Annotated in this window: 17 protein-coding genes; 8 read left to right on the forward strand and 9 right to left on the reverse strand. The window is 62.3% G+C overall.

The annotated features are described in order from the left end of the window. The first annotated feature begins 76 nt into the window (after window positions 1-76). Together BH682_RS35980 and BH682_RS25565 are read left to right on the forward strand one after the other, a co-directional pair. The gene (locus tag BH682_RS35980; protein ID WP_058226625.1) at window positions 77-349 is read left to right on the forward strand and encodes a hypothetical protein; all 273 of its coding nucleotides are present in this window, start codon (window positions 77-79) and stop codon (window positions 347-349) included. A gap of 87 nt (window positions 350-436) precedes the next feature. Further along, window positions 437-1288, forward strand: a complete 852-nt coding sequence (locus BH682_RS25565) for a mechanosensitive ion channel family protein (protein ID WP_442971964.1) — start codon at window positions 437-439, stop codon at window positions 1286-1288. 93 nt (window positions 1289-1381) lie between these two features. Here the strand turns inward: BH682_RS25565 and codB are convergent, their stop codons facing one another. Continuing rightward, window positions 1382-2713 carry a cytosine permease gene (codB, locus tag BH682_RS25570; protein WP_075834493.1) on the reverse strand — a complete coding sequence of 444 codons (1332 nt, stop codon included), beginning with the start codon at window positions 2711-2713 and terminating at the stop codon, window positions 1382-1384. Continuing rightward, window positions 2710-3174, reverse strand: a complete 465-nt coding sequence (locus BH682_RS25575; protein ID WP_003940577.1) for a nucleoside deaminase — start codon at window positions 3172-3174, stop codon at window positions 2710-2712. The genes codB and BH682_RS25575 overlap by 4 nt, the downstream gene beginning before the upstream one ends. Before the next feature lie 175 nt (window positions 3175-3349). On the opposite strand from BH682_RS25575, the gene BH682_RS25580 reads away from it, so the two are divergent. Together BH682_RS25580 and BH682_RS25585 are read left to right on the forward strand one after the other, a co-directional pair. Beyond that, window positions 3350-4870, forward strand: coding sequence for a PucR family transcriptional regulator (locus BH682_RS25580; RefSeq protein WP_223304583.1), 1521 nt, complete (start codon window positions 3350-3352; stop codon window positions 4868-4870). A 26-nt stretch (window positions 4871-4896) separates the two neighbouring features. Further along, window positions 4897-5541: a formylglycine-generating enzyme family protein gene (locus BH682_RS25585; RefSeq protein WP_075835484.1), complete on the forward strand. Its 645-nt coding sequence runs from the start codon at window positions 4897-4899 to the stop codon at window positions 5539-5541. On the opposite strand, the gene BH682_RS25590 is transcribed toward BH682_RS25585, so the two are convergent. Both BH682_RS25590 and BH682_RS25595 read right to left on the reverse strand, forming a co-directional pair. Continuing rightward, window positions 5524-6099, reverse strand: a complete 576-nt coding sequence (locus tag BH682_RS25590; protein WP_075834496.1) for an AAA family ATPase — start codon at window positions 6097-6099, stop codon at window positions 5524-5526. The genes BH682_RS25585 and BH682_RS25590 overlap by 18 nt on opposite strands. A gap of 18 nt (window positions 6100-6117) precedes the next feature. Further along, on the reverse strand, window positions 6118-7227 hold the full coding sequence (locus tag BH682_RS25595) for a DUF6670 family protein (RefSeq protein ID WP_037128698.1): 1110 nt from the start codon (window positions 7225-7227) through the stop codon (window positions 6118-6120). Window positions 7228-7373: 146 nt separating this feature from the next. Here BH682_RS25595 and BH682_RS25600 point away from each other — a divergent pair, with 146 nt between their 5' ends. Genes BH682_RS25600 through BH682_RS25610 form a run of 3 tightly spaced genes read left to right on the forward strand, consistent with a single transcriptional unit; the run spans window position 7374 to window position 9647 of the window. Further along, window positions 7374-8216, forward strand: coding sequence for an alpha/beta hydrolase (locus BH682_RS25600; RefSeq protein WP_075834498.1), 843 nt, complete (start codon window positions 7374-7376; stop codon window positions 8214-8216). A gap of 2 nt (window positions 8217-8218) precedes the next feature. Further along, a complete protein-coding gene (locus tag BH682_RS25605; protein WP_075834500.1) occupies window positions 8219-8785 on the forward strand; it encodes a nucleotidyltransferase family protein in 567 nt (188 codons plus the stop codon). Between the two features lie 58 nt (window positions 8786-8843). After that, window positions 8844-9647 carry a transglutaminase-like domain-containing protein gene (locus BH682_RS25610; protein WP_054827046.1) on the forward strand — a complete coding sequence of 268 codons (804 nt, stop codon included), beginning with the start codon at window positions 8844-8846 and terminating at the stop codon, window positions 9645-9647. A gap of 6 nt (window positions 9648-9653) precedes the next feature. On the opposite strand, the gene BH682_RS25615 is transcribed toward BH682_RS25610, so the two are convergent. From BH682_RS25615 to BH682_RS25635, 5 genes are all read right to left on the reverse strand, one after another. Then, window positions 9654-10625 (reverse strand): alpha/beta hydrolase, encoded by a 972-nt coding sequence (locus BH682_RS25615; RefSeq protein WP_030536535.1) that lies wholly within the window; start codon window positions 10623-10625, stop codon window positions 9654-9656. Between the two features lie 143 nt (window positions 10626-10768). Beyond that, complete coding sequence (locus BH682_RS25620) at window positions 10769-11206, reverse strand: SRPBCC family protein (protein ID WP_007729979.1); 438 nt, start codon at window positions 11204-11206, stop codon at window positions 10769-10771. A 10-nt stretch (window positions 11207-11216) separates the two neighbouring features. Beyond that, window positions 11217-11756 (reverse strand): LiaF domain-containing protein, encoded by a 540-nt coding sequence (locus BH682_RS25625; protein ID WP_030536533.1) that lies wholly within the window; start codon window positions 11754-11756, stop codon window positions 11217-11219. A 46-nt stretch (window positions 11757-11802) separates the two neighbouring features. After that, a complete protein-coding gene (locus BH682_RS25630; protein WP_007729978.1) occupies window positions 11803-12333 on the reverse strand; it encodes a gluconokinase in 531 nt (176 codons plus the stop codon). Window positions 12334-12345: 12 nt separating this feature from the next. Further along, the gene (locus BH682_RS25635; RefSeq protein ID WP_003939838.1) at window positions 12346-13734 is read right to left on the reverse strand and encodes a GntP family permease; all 1389 of its coding nucleotides are present in this window, start codon (window positions 13732-13734) and stop codon (window positions 12346-12348) included. A 133-nt stretch (window positions 13735-13867) separates the two neighbouring features. On the opposite strand from BH682_RS25635, the gene BH682_RS25640 reads away from it, so the two are divergent. Continuing rightward, window positions 13868-14596 carry a FadR/GntR family transcriptional regulator gene (locus tag BH682_RS25640; protein WP_075834503.1) on the forward strand — a complete coding sequence of 243 codons (729 nt, stop codon included), beginning with the start codon at window positions 13868-13870 and terminating at the stop codon, window positions 14594-14596. The last annotated feature ends 28 nt before the right edge of the window (window positions 14597-14624 follow it).

Raw genomic sequence — 14624 nt, forward strand, 5'->3', positions numbered from 1 at the left:
AATGGACTCTTGCCGTGCCCGCGAATTGCCCGAAATATGGCCAGGTGGAACAACAATTACTCACAGGGGGGAATACATGACACCGAGACTGTCGGCATTCACGGATCTACTGGCCCAGGAAGTCTTCCAACCAACCCCGGTAGTCGTGGAAGCCCCAGTGAACATTCCCGTTCTCATCATCGCCGTCATCGCGTTGGTGACTGCGATAGCCGCACTTGCTGTGGCACTTTCGGCTCGCATGCGCGCCACGCCCACACCGCGATCCGCCGCGGCTCAGCAACACGGCTCAGTGCAAGCTTCACAGAGCCCTCCACCAGCACCACCCGCAGGCTGGCACTCACAGCTATAGAGCACAACTGAGTGAACCGCGTATCTCTGGCATCAACGAGGTGTTGCCCTGCGACGATGCCCGGATCGGCCCGAATCCGTAGACTGCATGGAGATGATTTCCGAAATACAAGCATGGGAACTGACCGATACCAACCGAGACTGGTTGATTCACCGACCCGTCGAGATCGCGATCTACGTGGCACTCGCAGTCGTTCTGCGCTTCGCACTGCACCGCGGGATCGATCGAATGTCGAAGCCTCGCAAGTCTCCGAACGCCAAGGTGAACGAGCGCAGATCGCAGCGAGCCCGGACCATCGGTTCGGTACTCAAATCGACGGTGTCCATCGTCATCCTGGTCTGGTGTGTGCTGCAGATTCTCGGCATCCTCGGGATCAACGTCGCGCCGTTCATCGCATCCGCCGGAGTCATCGGCCTTGCCATCGGTTTCGGTGCACAAAACCTGGTGCGTGACTTCCTCTCCGGCATCTTCATGTTGCTCGAGGATCAGTACGGTGTCGGCGACATCGTCGATCTCGGCGACGCGGTCGGCACCGTCGAGACAGTGGGCCTGCGTGTCACCACGATTCGAGATGCCAACGGCACCTTGTGGTACTGCCGCAACGGCGAAATCCTGCGAGTGGGCAACATGAGTCAGGGTTACGCCACTGCAGTGCTCGATCTCCCCATCGCCCACAACGCGAACGTGCACAAAGCGTGTGAGGTGGCGACGCGAGCTGTCCTCGAGGCGGCAGAGTCCGAACCGATCAGGGCGGACATGATCGACAAGCCGGAGATGCTGGGAGTCAATTCGGTTACTGCCGAGGCAATTACCATTCGAGTGACGGCGCAGGTCAAGCCTGGGCGCCAATGGGCAGTCCAGCGCGCATTTGCGCGCTCGGCGCTGACTGCGTTCGAAGAGCAGGGTATCGAGGCACCGTACCTGCCTGTTCTGCGATGACGGTTGAGACGGAAGCATCTGCCCTTTCCATCAATTACGCGAACCCCGGCGCGGTCGATACCGCCGGGGGCTCGCTGGTGCCTGAAGCATGATTCAGACGGTGGAGGTCGAGACCTCCCGATCTGCCGATCTGTTGCCAAACGCCTTGTGCAGGACCATCGTCAGAGCAATTGCTGCCACGATTCCGATCAGCGGCGGGATTCCCACCTCGAACTCACCGGAAAGCCAAGCGAGGAACGCTGCGACGGCATAGACGGCGAGGTTGCGCCAGTGGACCGGCTGCGGGGTGTACCCCTCGGGGATGCCTCGCCGCCACCGGCACAGGAAGTCAGCGATGATCACGCCGCCCAATGGCGGGATGAAAGTTCCGAGCAGACTCAGGTAGTCGACCAGATGGTTGTGCACACCGGTCAGAGCGAGCGCCGTGCCGATCACACATCCACCGATGACGAACGGGGTCTTGCGAGGCTTTCTGAACAGTTCGGCACCGGCCACTCCGAAGGCGTATGCGGTGTCTGCGTTGCTCTTCCAGAGGTTTCCGAACAGCAAGACCAGGCCCCAGCCGACAAGCCCGAGGTTGTAGAGGATCAACACGAAGTCACCCTCGTGGAACGTGATGGCTCCGATGGCGCCGAACAGGATCATCAATCCGTTTCCGAGGAGGAACCCGATAACGCAGGCCCACACCGCTTGTGATCCGGAGCGAGCAAATCTGGTCCAGTTGGGCGCTTGCGTTCCCGCCGATACGAACGTGCCGACGACAGTGGTGATTGCGAGCGCGATCGTCATGGTCGTCTGCGGTTGAACCGAGACCAGGCCGGAGAATCCACCGACCTCTTCGAGGGACCGGAACACGACCCAGCAGGCCAACGCCAGGATCAAGGGCGTCGAGACGAGCGAAACCCAGTACATTCCGCGGTAGCCGTAGCAGGCGGTGACGCACATCAAGATGCTCGCCGCGATCATCACCGACGCCCTGGCGAGGTAGGAATCCCAGCCCAGCGCCTGGGCGGTGAGATCGCCGATCGTGCCGATGATGACGCCGTACCAGCCGATCTGAGTACCGCCCAGCAGGATCGAAGCGAGCTTGGACCCGCGAGTGCCGAAACTGTAGCGCGCCATCACAACTGTTGTCAGTCCGGTTCGAGCTCCGACGAACCCCATCATGGCGACGTAAACCCCCAAGATGGCGGATCCGGCGGCGATCACCACCATCAGTTTCCAGAACGAGAACGCGGTACCGAGCGCTGCTCCGGCCAACATCGTCGGTGTGAAGATGGTGAACCCCAACAACACCACCGCGAGCGAGAAGAACGGCTTTCGTGCATGAAGCGGAACCGGAGTAACGGGATAGTCAGGATCGACCGGGGGGCCTGCGCTCTCCGAATCGCCTGCGACCGTGGCAGGTTCGACGGCGCTGCTCATACAACTTCGCCGATGTCTTCGAGCCACAGGCTCGGGCGCTCGGCCAGCATGCGGTCCATCAGTGCCACACACTCCGCGTCGTCGACGACGTCGACCTGAATTCCGCTGCTGCGCAACCATTCCTCCGATGCCTCGAAGGAACGATTTTCGCCGACCACGATTCGAGGGATCTCGTACAGGCGCGCCGTTCCGGCGCACATGAAGCACGGCGACAAAGTCGTGTAGAGGACACACTCGCGATACACCGAGGCCGGCAGTCGTCCGGCGCGCTCGATGCAGTCGGTCTCTCCATGACGGATGGCGCTGTTCATCTGGACCCGACGGTTACGTCCGACTGCGAGAACCTCGCCCCGGTGAATCAGCGCCGCGCCGATCGGCACGCCGCCCTCCTCCCAACCGATCTTCGCCTGTTCGATCGCAAGTCCGAGAAAATACTCATCGGTGTGTGCCGGATGATTCATGTGCGCTCCTGGAGTCTGACCAAAATCGTCGATTGTGGCTCGTGTCACAATCCGACCACGGTGGTAACAGCCCGACAAGGGACAACCTGTCAGTTCGGCAGAACTAGCTCTATGACGAAGTGCCCCCTCGGCGGACGATATAGAAATGCTCCCGACTCTGCGACAAGTTCTTGCGATGCCCTCGTTCAAGGCCGCCGCAATCGAGGTGCTCGCGGGCGACGTCGATACCGCGGTGGTCCGCTGGGTCCATTCGTCCGAGGTGTACGAGATGGGTGGGCTGCTGTCCGGAGGTGAGGTCCTTCTGACCACGGGCCTCGGTCTGCACGGGCGATCTCCCGAGCAGCTCACCGCCTACATCGACCAATTGGCGGACGCGGGATGCGTCGCACTCGCGATGGAAGTCGGGCGCTCGTTCCTCACGGCCCCTCCCGAACTCGTCGAAGCTTCGCGCCGACGGGGACTCGCGTTCTTGGCCCTGCACGCAGTAGTGCCCTTCGAGCGGATGGTCGAAGACTTTCACGACCCCATGCTCCGCCGCACTCTCGGTTCGGCGCAAGCGGGCGAGCCTGTCTGGCAAGAACTTCTGAGTCTCGTGGTTGCAGGCCAGGGCATGACCGCGCTGCTCGACAAAGTGTCACGACTCGCGGGGTGCGGCGTCGATCTGCTCGACGCGGATGGCAGAACCGTCGAGCGCAGCACAACCGGCGCAGAGCGATCCGAGACCGAACGCACTATCCACGACGTACGCGGCCCGACGAACTCACTCGGTCGACTTGTCCTGTGCGGGCCGGCAACCACACGCCGAACCGCCGTCGCAAACTGCGCCGCCGTCGCGGTAGCTCTGGAACTCGGCCGTCACGGCGATCTCGGCCCAAGACAGTTACTCGCCCAATCGGTGATCACCGACGTGGTGGGCGGTGTGCTCACATCGCACGGCGACTTGTCCGAGCGACTGACAGCCGCCGGGTGGACGCCGTTGTCGGAGGGGCACCACGTCCTCGTCGCCGCTGTCGACATCGATCGGCAAACGCCGGTTCGAGAGCTCGCTGACCAAGTACGCGACGCCGTACGGGCCGTGCTCGGCTCCTGTGTCGTCGGGACTGCGGCCAATCACGTCATCGTGCTCGCGCATGGGTGGGCGTCCGCATCCCCCGCTCGAGTGCGGACTGCGTTCACCGAAGCCGACGAGCTGCTACGCCGCGGGCCGGGCGGTTCCGCGGTACGCACGCTCGGAGTGGCGACGCCGGTCGAGGATCTGTCGGGCGTCGGTGCGGCGGTCGCGCAAGCTCGCGAAGTCGTCCAGATCGCACGGCGTTTCGGCACCCGGACCGGAGTGATCCTCGCCAGGGACGTCGGCGTCCAACGACTGCTCGCCGCCGGCACGACGCCCGCTTCCTTGTCCTCGTTCGTCACGGAGCAACTCGGTTCGCTGATCGCTTACGACACAGCACATTCCGCCGACCTCGTCCGAACGCTCGACGCGTACCTCGCACATCGGGGCGGCAAGGCGAGAACCGCGGATTTCCTCGGCATTCGGCGCCAGTCGCTTTATGCACGGCTCACTCGTATCGAGAAGCTGATGGGTGTTTCCCTCGACGATCCGGCACAGGTGGTCTGCCTCGGGCTTGCGCTGACCGCATGGCGCATGCGCACCGGCCTTGATCCACAAGCTGCGTTCGAGCGTCTCCCCGGGTGAGCGACAACCTCTGCGATGATGAACGAATGACCGGAGCAGCGGAGTTGATGATCGAGATCCCTGCCGGCGAGGTGCACCTTCGGGACGACCGCAAAGGTACTGCGTGGACCTCGAAAGTCGAATCCTTCTGCCTCGCACGCCATCTCACCACCAGGGCGCTGCTTCACGGAGATTCGTCGGACGATTCGAGCAAACCAGCGGTCGACCTTTCATGGAAGGACGCCATCGCAACCTGCAACACACTTTCGGTCGCGGACGGTCTGACACCCGCATATCGAGACGTCGACACCGATTCTCCGCAGTGGGACCGGGGCGCAACTGGCTACCGGCTCGCCACCGAGGCCGAGTGGCAGTACGCATGCAAGGCCGGCACCTCCGGCTACCGCTACGGCGAGATCGACGAGATTTCCTGGTACAGCGACAATTCAGAGGATAGGGCGCATCCCGTCGGAACCAAGACACCCAACAACTGGGGCCTGTACGACATGATCGGCAATGTCTGGGAATGGTGCTGGGATCTCTACGACCCCGAGGTTTACGGCACGTACCGGATCTTCCGCGGCGGCAGTTGGGCCGAAAGTGAGCGCGGTTGCGGCGCTACCGTAAGGAGGCGAAGCCACCCGACGTTTGCTATCGACGACTTGGGATTTCGCCTAGCTCAGACGATCTGAGGGCAGACGGCCGAGGACTTCGAGCACAGCCTCGATCTCTTCTCGACTGCGAAGCCTAACTATCGGCAACGACGGCACATCGACAAGGACCGTGGCCATTCGCTCCTCGTTGCGTCCGTCGGTTCGCCAGGCCCAGCGCACCACGTGATCCGGATCGAACAGAATGGTGTGCAGTGGCGGCTCCATGTTGCGATTCCACAACACCTCTCGCTGCAATCGCCGACGCACGGTTCGTGTGATCACCTGGCGCATCACCGTCCGCCGAGGCAGATCCAACCACAGCATCAGGTCCGCACGCTCGGCCAGAAGTCGACGCACCGCACCGTACTGCCACTCGGTCACCCAGGCCGGCTCGCTGGAAAAGCGTCGTACTTCGGTTTCGAAACTGTCGAGCGGAATCCAGTCGGGCCCGTGGAACAGCGAGTCCAGCTCAGTGTGTTCGATCTCGAGAAGCCGCCCGATTCGACCGGCGAGAGTCGTCTTTCCGGCACCGGAAGTCCCCGCGACAAGGATCTTCTGCGGACGAATCGTCAGCGCGGGGGGGTCTACGAAAGGCACCGATACACCCTAGGGGCCTTACACTTCGCAGTCCACCCATTCGATGTAACCGGTGCCGTTGATCGACGCACCGTCGAAGCTTCCCCGGTAGGTGTACGCGCCGACGTATCCCTTGCCGTGACCGTAGCGCCACTCCGAGTCGATCTCCGCCTCGAACTCCACGACCGTCCTACCGTAATCGCGCACCTGCCAACGCAGTACGCGCGGCACACGCATCTCGCGACCCTGTGGGTCGACGTGCAATGCGTCGGCGTACTCGAGCACGTCGAACTCGACGTCGTCGAAGACCTTCGCACTACCGTCGACAGTCCGAATGTAGGCGAGCTTGCACGCCGTAACCCCTGACGCTCGAACATCGGTGAGCAACAACTGATGCCGGTCGTCCAGTTGAACGATCTGGTAGGTGAAAAAGTCGGCCGGGAGCTTCCACGACTCGGGAAGCGCGCGGCGAGTCAACGATTGCGGTGTCATGCACCGCGCGTACTCGACGGTGCAAGGAGCCGAAATACTTACCGGTCCATCCGGACTCGCAATTGTTCCGGAGCACTGTGCCAGCAGACTGACGTGGTCGTAGACGGGATTACGCACGAACCACGACGCTTGGTCCGTTGCCACGATCTCGAGATCGACGTCGAATGAGTCGTATCGCCCGGTGACACGGAAGTTCGGATAGCTGTTCTCGATGATCAGGTTGTCACCGAAGGCGATTCGCGAACCATCTTCTTCGAATGCACACTCATCGGCAGCGTCGTACGCCCGGTAGAAGTGATGGCCCGGCGCTGCGGTGGAACTCAGCACGGTTGCGGTGTTTCGCGCGTCGGGTGCAGCGAGATAGTCGTTGTCGAACACCACCGTCCCGGTTGCACCGATCAACGTCATGGTGTTGAGGTAACGGAAAGGCCCTGGCAGCCGGGGAACGAAGATCCCGTAGTGCGTCCACGCGAACTTCCGCGAAGCCAGGTGCGGACGCAGCATCTCGGGCCGATCGAACGGGCGTACCGATTCCGCCATTCGCTTGTCGATCAGCGGTAGCGCGCCGTCCAGCAAAGCCCGAACCGCGGGTCGCCACAATCGGCGCGAGCGGGTGGCGGGAACAGGGTCGGAACGATCAACGGTTTGTCCGGTCACGCCCCTAAGTTAATGTAACCAGCCGTAACAAACAAGTGTCGAAGTTTCCTCGACGACCTCACACCCTGAACACCCGCGCCCTGCCCACGGGGCGAATAGCATGTGAGAATCCGCGTACCGGAACCGGTCGCAGAGAGGGCGCAACAATGCAGCACGAAGAGTCGTCGTTCACCGGAGTCGCCGGCACCAAGATCGTCTACGACGTGTGGACACCGGACCGCGAACCCACCGGGGTTCTCGTCCTGTGCCACGGACTCGGCGAACACGCGAGGCGCTACGACCACGTTGCTGCGCGGCTCGGGGAACTCGGGCTCATCGTGTATGCACCCGACCATCGCGGGCACGGACGCTCTGGCGGCAAGCGCGTTCACCTCAAGGAATTCTCCGACTTCACCGACGACGTCCACACGTTGTTCTCGATCGTGACGGCGGCACATCCCGGCAAGGACAAGTTCCTGCTCGGGCACAGCATGGGCGGCGCGATCGCCCTTTCCTACGCCCTCGACCATCAGACCGATCTCAAAGCCCTCGCCCTGTCCGGACCTGCGGTGATCATCGCAACCGGCACTCCGAAGATCGTGATGCAGTTGGGCAAGATCGTCGGCAAATACCTCCCGGACGTGCCCGTCGAGAACCTGGAAGCTGCTGCCGTATCGCGTGATCAGAAGGTCGTCGACAAGTACAACGCCGACCCGCTGGTTCACCACGGCAAGGTTCCCGCCGGAATCGCGCGCGGCATGATCACCGCCGCGGAAGGCTTCCCGGCGCGCCTGCCCTCGCTCACCATTCCCGTACTGCTTCAACACGGCTCGGACGACCGTTTGACGGACCCGGCCGGCAGCAAGCTCGTCGCAGATCTGGCCGGCTCTTCGGATGTCACATTGAAGGTGTACGACGGCCTGTACCACGAGATCTTCAACGAGCCTGAGCAGGAAGAAGTTCTGAACGATCTGATCGAGTGGCTGCGTCCGCGGGTCACCGGAGCATAGTCATGTCTACGTGCGGGATCCTGCTGGCGGCCGGGGCCGGATCCCGCATGGGCAAACCCAAAGCGCTCGTCACAAACACCGAGGGTCAGTCTTGGCTCCACCACGGGGTGACGACACTGCAGTCCGCAGGCCTCTCACCGGTCATCGTGGTCCTCGGCGCGCAGGCAGAGGACGCCCTCGAACTACTGCCCACCATCGATGTCATTGTGGTGATATCGGATTGGCAACACGGAATGAGCGCGTCACTGCGCTGCGGACTCGAGGCCGCCATGCGAATCGACGACGCAGATGCGGCAGCGATCTCTCTGGTCGACGTCCCGGACCTCAACGCCGACACCGTGACGCGGATCGTGGGTCACAGCTCCCCATCACGAAACATACTGCGAAGAGCTGTCTTTCACGGCCGTCCCGGCCATCCCGTCCTGATCGGACGCGACCACTGGCCGACGCTTGCAAAGTCACTCACCGGGGACGGCGGCGCCAACACCTACCTACGCGAACACGGGGTCGAGTTGGTGGAGTGCAGCGACCTCAGCAGCGGCGTCGACGTCGACTACCCCGAAGCCTGATCGCACGTCACAATCCTCCCAGGTGGTGGGTGTCCGTATTCGGTGTAAAGATGGCCCGATGAAACGTACCGTCGCCGCCCTGCTCGACATCGAGATCGACGAGGCGACCAACCTGGAGTTCAAGATCGCGGTGACGCGCGCGCCGGGTGTCGAACTGCTGGAAACGATGTCGTTCGTCCATGACGGCAATCCGCTCGAACCCCGCGAGATCACCGCCGAACACGGTACCCGGATTCACCTACTCGACTGTGCCCCAGGCAAACTGATCGTCAGCTACGACGCAACCGTCATCGGCCGCGCAGAACCGGCGTCGGTCAGCGACTACGACGTGTCGAAATATCTGCGCCCCAGCCGGTATGCCGAGGCCGACAAGTTCTTCGGTTTTGTCGCCGGGCAATTCGATCTCGCCACTCCCCCGGCCGAACTCCTCCTCGAAGTCACTCGCTGGGTGAGTACACATTTGAGTTATGTTCCCGGCACCAGTCGCGGCACCGACAGTGCGGTCGACACCTTGCTCGCCGGCGCCGGAGTGTGCCGCGACTACTCGCACCTGACCGTCTCACTGCTGCGCGCCGTGGGGATTCCCGCTCGACTGGTGGCCGTCTACGCGCCGGGCTGCGATCCGATGGATTTTCACGCCGTAGTCGAAGCCAATATCGACCACGTCTGGCGCGTGGTCGATGCAACGCAATTGGCGCCGCGCAGCAATCTTGTGCGCATCTCGACCGGCCGAGATGCCGCAGACACAGCCTTCCTCGACAATCACGGCGGTTCGATCACGTTGCACGCCTCGGAAGTTCGCGCAGTCGTCGACGGCGTTCTCGACAACGACGACTACGCAACACTCACATCGATCGGCTGAAAAGCGTCAGGCGCTGATCTGGTTCTGCGAGGCCATCGTTCGCTCGAGGAACTTGATCGTGAGATCGACGATCGCCTTCCCCTCCCGAAGAGCTTTCCCGATCACCGGGAAAGCATGGATCTGCCCACTCCAGATGTGCGTTTCGACGGCTTGTCCTGCCTTGATCAAGTTTTCGGTCATGATCTCGACGTCCGGACGCATCAGTTCGTATTCGGCGGACACCAGGAACGACGGCGGAATCAGACTGGCGTCGGCGTTGATCGGCGACTGCGCACCAGGAATCTCGTCCGGACCCTCGAGCCACCGGTCCTTGAGCTTTTCCACCTGTGACATCGGTAGGTAGGCATCACGTTTCATGAAATCGGGATCATGGTCCTCGAGGTTCACGTTGAGAAGAGGGGAATATCCCACCACGGCAGCGGGCCGCGTGATTCCGCGCAGTGCGGCAATTTCGGCGACCTTCATGGCCAGGTATCCGCCCGCCGAGTCACCGGCAACCACAATCTTGTTCGGGTCTTCGGCTGTCTCGAGCAACGCGGTGTACGCGGCCATTGCGTCCTTGACGGAGGTGCCGATGGAACCTTCCGGCAGCTGGCGGTAGCGCACGGAGATCACCGGTACTCCGGCCTTCGCAGAGAGCAAACCGCACAGTGCCCGGTGCGTTGCCAGACCGCAGAAGACGAATCCCCCTCCATGGAAGTAGAGGATCGTGGCGCCGGCCAACTCGCCCTGCGCTTTGCGTGGATGCTGCACCTTCTCGCTGGGCACACCACCCAGCGTGAAAGGCTCGATATCGAGGTTCTTCGGCTTCGGCAGTTTGTCCGCCATCGCGTCGAGTCGCTCGAGTTGGCGGATACCACGTTCGGTGGTCGGCCACAGGGTGAACATCGGCTTCACGAACGTCCTGGTCAGGCAGAAGATAACCCGCGCTCGCGGACTCACGTTCCAATGCCATACCGTCGAATCTCGCGTCCGCATAGCGTCCTCCCAGGTCAAGCCGTTTTGTGCATTTGAGTTACACATACTTGTCGGCTGCTGATGTGAACGATAACTGACGCTGCGTCAAAATGACACGACGGGTATGGATCAATTGCTCGAGCGTGTGCAAGTTCTGGTCGCGATCACGGCCGGGAGAGATATGCGCACAGTCCGCGGTGCCCTCCACGCATCATCGCTTCATGATTCCACTCGAACAGCGGCTTCGCGACCTTCGCGGCCAGACCAAGCGCTCCGGACACCGCTACCTGTTGCCGAAATTCGGCTGTGCAACCAGATCCAGCGGGGCGCACCGCCCAGCTACTCCACCCGGTCATTGCGCCGGTGAGACGCACTTTCAGAAAGCGGTCAACTGAGTCTTCCACCTCGCGTCGCCCGAAGACCAGCAGCGTCAGAGGGACAGCGCTGCGGATGGACATGGAGCCTGAATGCTCGTCGATCGTCCCGACTCGGCGTATCTGAGGCCACCACTGCGAATACCGTTCGGCATCCGCGAGAACCTCGTAGACGCGGTCAGCAGAGGCAGGAAGCGTCCAGACGCTGTGGAAGTCGAAGTCGGTCACGGCGTCCGAGCTAGCCGGTACGCACGGTGAGATCGCCGAACAACGAATACGCGACGACACGAATAACCGGTGCACCTGGGCCGGGATCCTGTCGACCCCCGTCGAATTCCCGATCTCCGAAAAGGTCGAAGCCACCCAACTCGACTGAAACACCCTCCGGAACCCGCAGCCTCGTGTCCCCGAAGATCGACACGATGGTGATCGTCGAGGAGGACGCTGTGATGGTTGCCGATCGCAGATCGAACTTGACGTCCCCGAACAACAGCAGAGCGAGTGTCTTTTTCGCCAAAGACCAACGGCCGGAGCGCTTCGTGTCACCGAAGACACCGACGATCGTTGCTTGCGGCGGCGACACCACAGCAGGTGGTGCCGCACTGAACGGCACGATCTGCTCGAGCTGCCCTCGATCTGCGGTGGGCGACCACACCACTGCCGCCTTGTCCGAGTACTCCTCGAGGGTCAAACGCCCCTCACCCACCGCGACTTCCAGACGCGCTTGGGCATCGACACGCAATTGATCGACGTCGTGGCCTTCTTCAGCAGCAGTCACCCAAGCACCGTAACCCGAACCTCGGGTGCTTACACGCCGGGCTTGCTCAGTATTCGAATGTCTCCACGCGTCGCAGGATCTCCTCCGCGATCTTGGCGGGACTCCCGCCCACGTCGACGACGATGGCCTGTTCGTCCGGGTCGACGGCCTCGAGTGTCGAGATCTGGGAGTCGAGCAGCGAGGCGGGCATGTAGTGATCGAGGCGAGCGGTCAATCGCTGGCCGATCTGATCCCGCGAACCGGCGAGGTGCACGAACACGACGTGCTCACCGCGAAGCACGTCGCGGTAGCTGCGCTTGAGTGCCGAACACGTGACGATGCCCGGCTGACCGGCGTCGGTATGGCTCTTGATCCAGACGGCGATCTTGTCGAGCCAGGGCCAGCGGTCTTGGTCGTTCAACGGATGCCCGGTCGCCATCTTGTCGATGTTCGCCTGCGGGTGGAGATCGTCGCCTTCTTGAAGGTCCCAACCCATCGCTCCGGCGAGCATGCCGCCGACCGTCGACTTTCCCGAACCCGAGACACCCATCAGGACGAGCACGGGATACTGCTTCTGCTGTGCCGCTTCGCTGTTCATGTGCTCGCCTACCTAGATGAATGCGCTCAACACGAGCACTCCGGCCAGGCCCGATACCGAGATGATGCATTCCATCACGGTCCAGGTCTTGAGGTTCTGTACCACGCTGACGCCCAGATACTCCTTCACCAACCAGAATCCGGCGTCGTTGACGTGCGAGAGGAAGAGCGAGCCCGCACCGATCGCCAAGACCATCAGCGAGACATGTGCGGACGAGAGGTCTGCCGCAACCGGAGCGAGGATGCCCGACGCCGTCACCGTTGCCACCGTTGCCGAACCTGTTGCGACGCGGATCAATACCGCTACCAGCCAGGCCAGGAACAGCACGGGGAGGCTGCTGCCCTTGATCGCGTCGGCGATCACTCCGGCGATACCGGTGTCGATCAGGACCTGCTTGAAACCGCCACCGGCGCCGACGATCAACAAGATGCCTGCGATGGGAGGTAGGGAACTCTCGAGTGACTTCGAGATGGCCTTGCGGTCCATTCCGCCGCCGCGACCCAGCAGCACCATACCGACCAGAACCGCGAGACCCAAAGCCACAACGGGTGTTCCGAGGAAGTCGAGGACGGACTTGGGGAGTGCCTCGGAATCGGGTGCGATCACGTCTGCAAATGCTTTGCCCAGCATGAGAACAACCGGGAGGAGGATCGCTGCGAGAGTAGCCGCGAACGAGGGACGCTGCTTCTTCTCTTCCTCGCCTCGATCTTCGCCTGTGACAAAAAGATCCGGGACCTTCACGTCGACCCACCGCGCGGCGTACTTACTGAAGACCGGTCCGGCGAGAACAACCGTGGGGATCGCGACGAGGACACCGAGAGCGAGGGTGAGGCCGAGGTTTGCGTTCAAAGCCGAGACGGCAACCAGTGGCCCGGGGTGCGGCGGAACCAAACCGTGCATGGCCGAGAGACCGGCGAGGGTGGGGATCGCGATGCGCATCAGGGACAAGCCGGAACGCCGCGCGACGAGGATGATGACCGGCATCAACAGGACGAGACCGATTTCGAAGAACATCGGCAGACCGATCACTGCGCCGACCAGAGCCATGGTCCACGGAAGCGCCTTGGTGCTGGAACGGCCGACCAGCGTGTCGACCACTCGGTCGGCACCGCCGGAATCGGCGAGGAGTTTGCCGAACATCGCGCCGAAACCGATCAGGATTCCAACGCTTCCCATGGTCGACCCGAAGCCTGTCGCGAATGCCGCGACCGACTCGGCCGATCCGAGGCCGGCCGCCAGACCGACGCCCACCGCGCCGATGGACAGCGCGAGGAAGGGATGCAGGTCCAGCCAGGTGATCAGCGCGATGATAACCGCGACGCCGGCGACTGCAGCGATGATCAATCGTGCGTCGCTACCAGCGGGGACGACCTCGGCCGCCAGCAATGCTGTGGTGTTCATAGGGACTCCCAGTCCGATGAGTGATTGAGGTCACTGTTCCTTAATTAACCTACAATTTCAAGAGCAGACACTAATTTGTAGTATTTATTCGGCTTCCACCGGGCTTACTCCATACGCATGGGACGATCTACGTATGCCTTCTGTCCCGTTTCAGCAGTTACACGCCTCGATGCTGGAACAGCTCGGCCAAGACATAGTCGGTGGTGTGCTCGCTCCGGGTACCACGATCTCCGCCGACGAGGTGGCAACGCGATACGACGTGTCGCGAACCGTCATCCGCGAAGTTGTCCGCGTTCTCGAATCCCTCGGACTCGCCTCGGTTCGTCGACGCGTCGGAATCACCATCCTGGGCTCCGAACACTGGAACTCGCTCGACCCCAATGTCATCCGCTGGCAACTGGCCGGTCCTGATCGGTTCGAGCAGCTGTCTATCCTCAGCGAACTCCGTTCCGGCATCGAACCTCTGGCTGCGCGACTGGCCGCAACTCGCGCCACACCTGAGCAGTGCGGCGCTCTCACTGCAGCCGTCATCGGCATGTCAGCTACCTCGCGCGCTGCCGATACCGACGCATATCTCGGCCATGATTCCGACTTTCACCGCACACTGCTCGCCGCTTCCGGCAACCCGATGCTGCGGGCGATGTCGCAGATCGTCGTCGAGATACTCGAAGGCCGCACCCGCCACTCGTTGATGCCCCACGAGGCCGACCCCGAAGCGATTCACCTGCACGGAGTGGTCGCATCTGCTATTCAGGCCGGGGACGCCGACGCCGCGGAAGCCGCCATGCGCTCGATCGTCGCGGAATCCGCAGAAGCGGTCGAAACAATGCGCGAAAGCCCCGAACCGCCGCCTCATCTGTAAGTCGAGCCACAGACTCGGCGGAATTGCC

Origin of the sequence: Rhodococcus sp. YL-1, from assembly GCF_001942025.1 — a bacterium.
Taxonomy (GTDB): Bacteria; Actinomycetota; Actinomycetes; order Mycobacteriales; family Mycobacteriaceae; genus Rhodococcus_F; species Rhodococcus_F qingshengii.

Bases quoted from the DNA above. Each gene is read 5' to 3' on its own strand.
- codB (WP_075834493.1), bottom strand. From the start codon at position 2,713: ATGAGCAGCGCCGTCGAACCTGCCACGGTCGCAGGCGATTCGGAGAGC.
- BH682_RS25610 (WP_054827046.1), top strand. From the start codon at position 8,844: ATGAAACGTACCGTCGCCGCCCTGCTCGACATCGAGATCGACGAGGCG.
- BH682_RS25600 (WP_075834498.1), top strand. From the start codon at position 7,374: ATGCAGCACGAAGAGTCGTCGTTCACCGGAGTCGCCGGCACCAAGATC.
- BH682_RS25605 (WP_075834500.1), top strand. From the start codon at position 8,219: ATGTCTACGTGCGGGATCCTGCTGGCGGCCGGGGCCGGATCCCGCATG.
- BH682_RS25640 (WP_075834503.1), top strand. From the start codon at position 13,868: ATGCCTTCTGTCCCGTTTCAGCAGTTACACGCCTCGATGCTGGAACAG.
- BH682_RS25630 (WP_007729978.1), bottom strand. From the start codon at position 12,333: ATGAACAGCGAAGCGGCACAGCAGAAGCAGTATCCCGTGCTCGTCCTG.
- BH682_RS25580 (WP_223304583.1), top strand. From the start codon at position 3,350: ATGCCCTCGTTCAAGGCCGCCGCAATCGAGGTGCTCGCGGGCGACGTC.
- BH682_RS25615 (WP_030536535.1), bottom strand. From the start codon at position 10,625: ATGCGGACGCGAGATTCGACGGTATGGCATTGGAACGTGAGTCCGCGA.
- BH682_RS25565 (WP_442971964.1), top strand. From the start codon at position 437: ATGGAGATGATTTCCGAAATACAAGCATGGGAACTGACCGATACCAAC.
- BH682_RS25635 (WP_003939838.1), bottom strand. From the start codon at position 13,734: ATGAACACCACAGCATTGCTGGCGGCCGAGGTCGTCCCCGCTGGTAGC.
- BH682_RS25585 (WP_075835484.1), top strand. From the start codon at position 4,897: ATGACCGGAGCAGCGGAGTTGATGATCGAGATCCCTGCCGGCGAGGTG.
- BH682_RS35980 (WP_058226625.1), top strand. From the start codon at position 77: ATGACACCGAGACTGTCGGCATTCACGGATCTACTGGCCCAGGAAGTC.
- BH682_RS25575 (WP_003940577.1), bottom strand. From the start codon at position 3,174: ATGAATCATCCGGCACACACCGATGAGTATTTTCTCGGACTTGCGATC.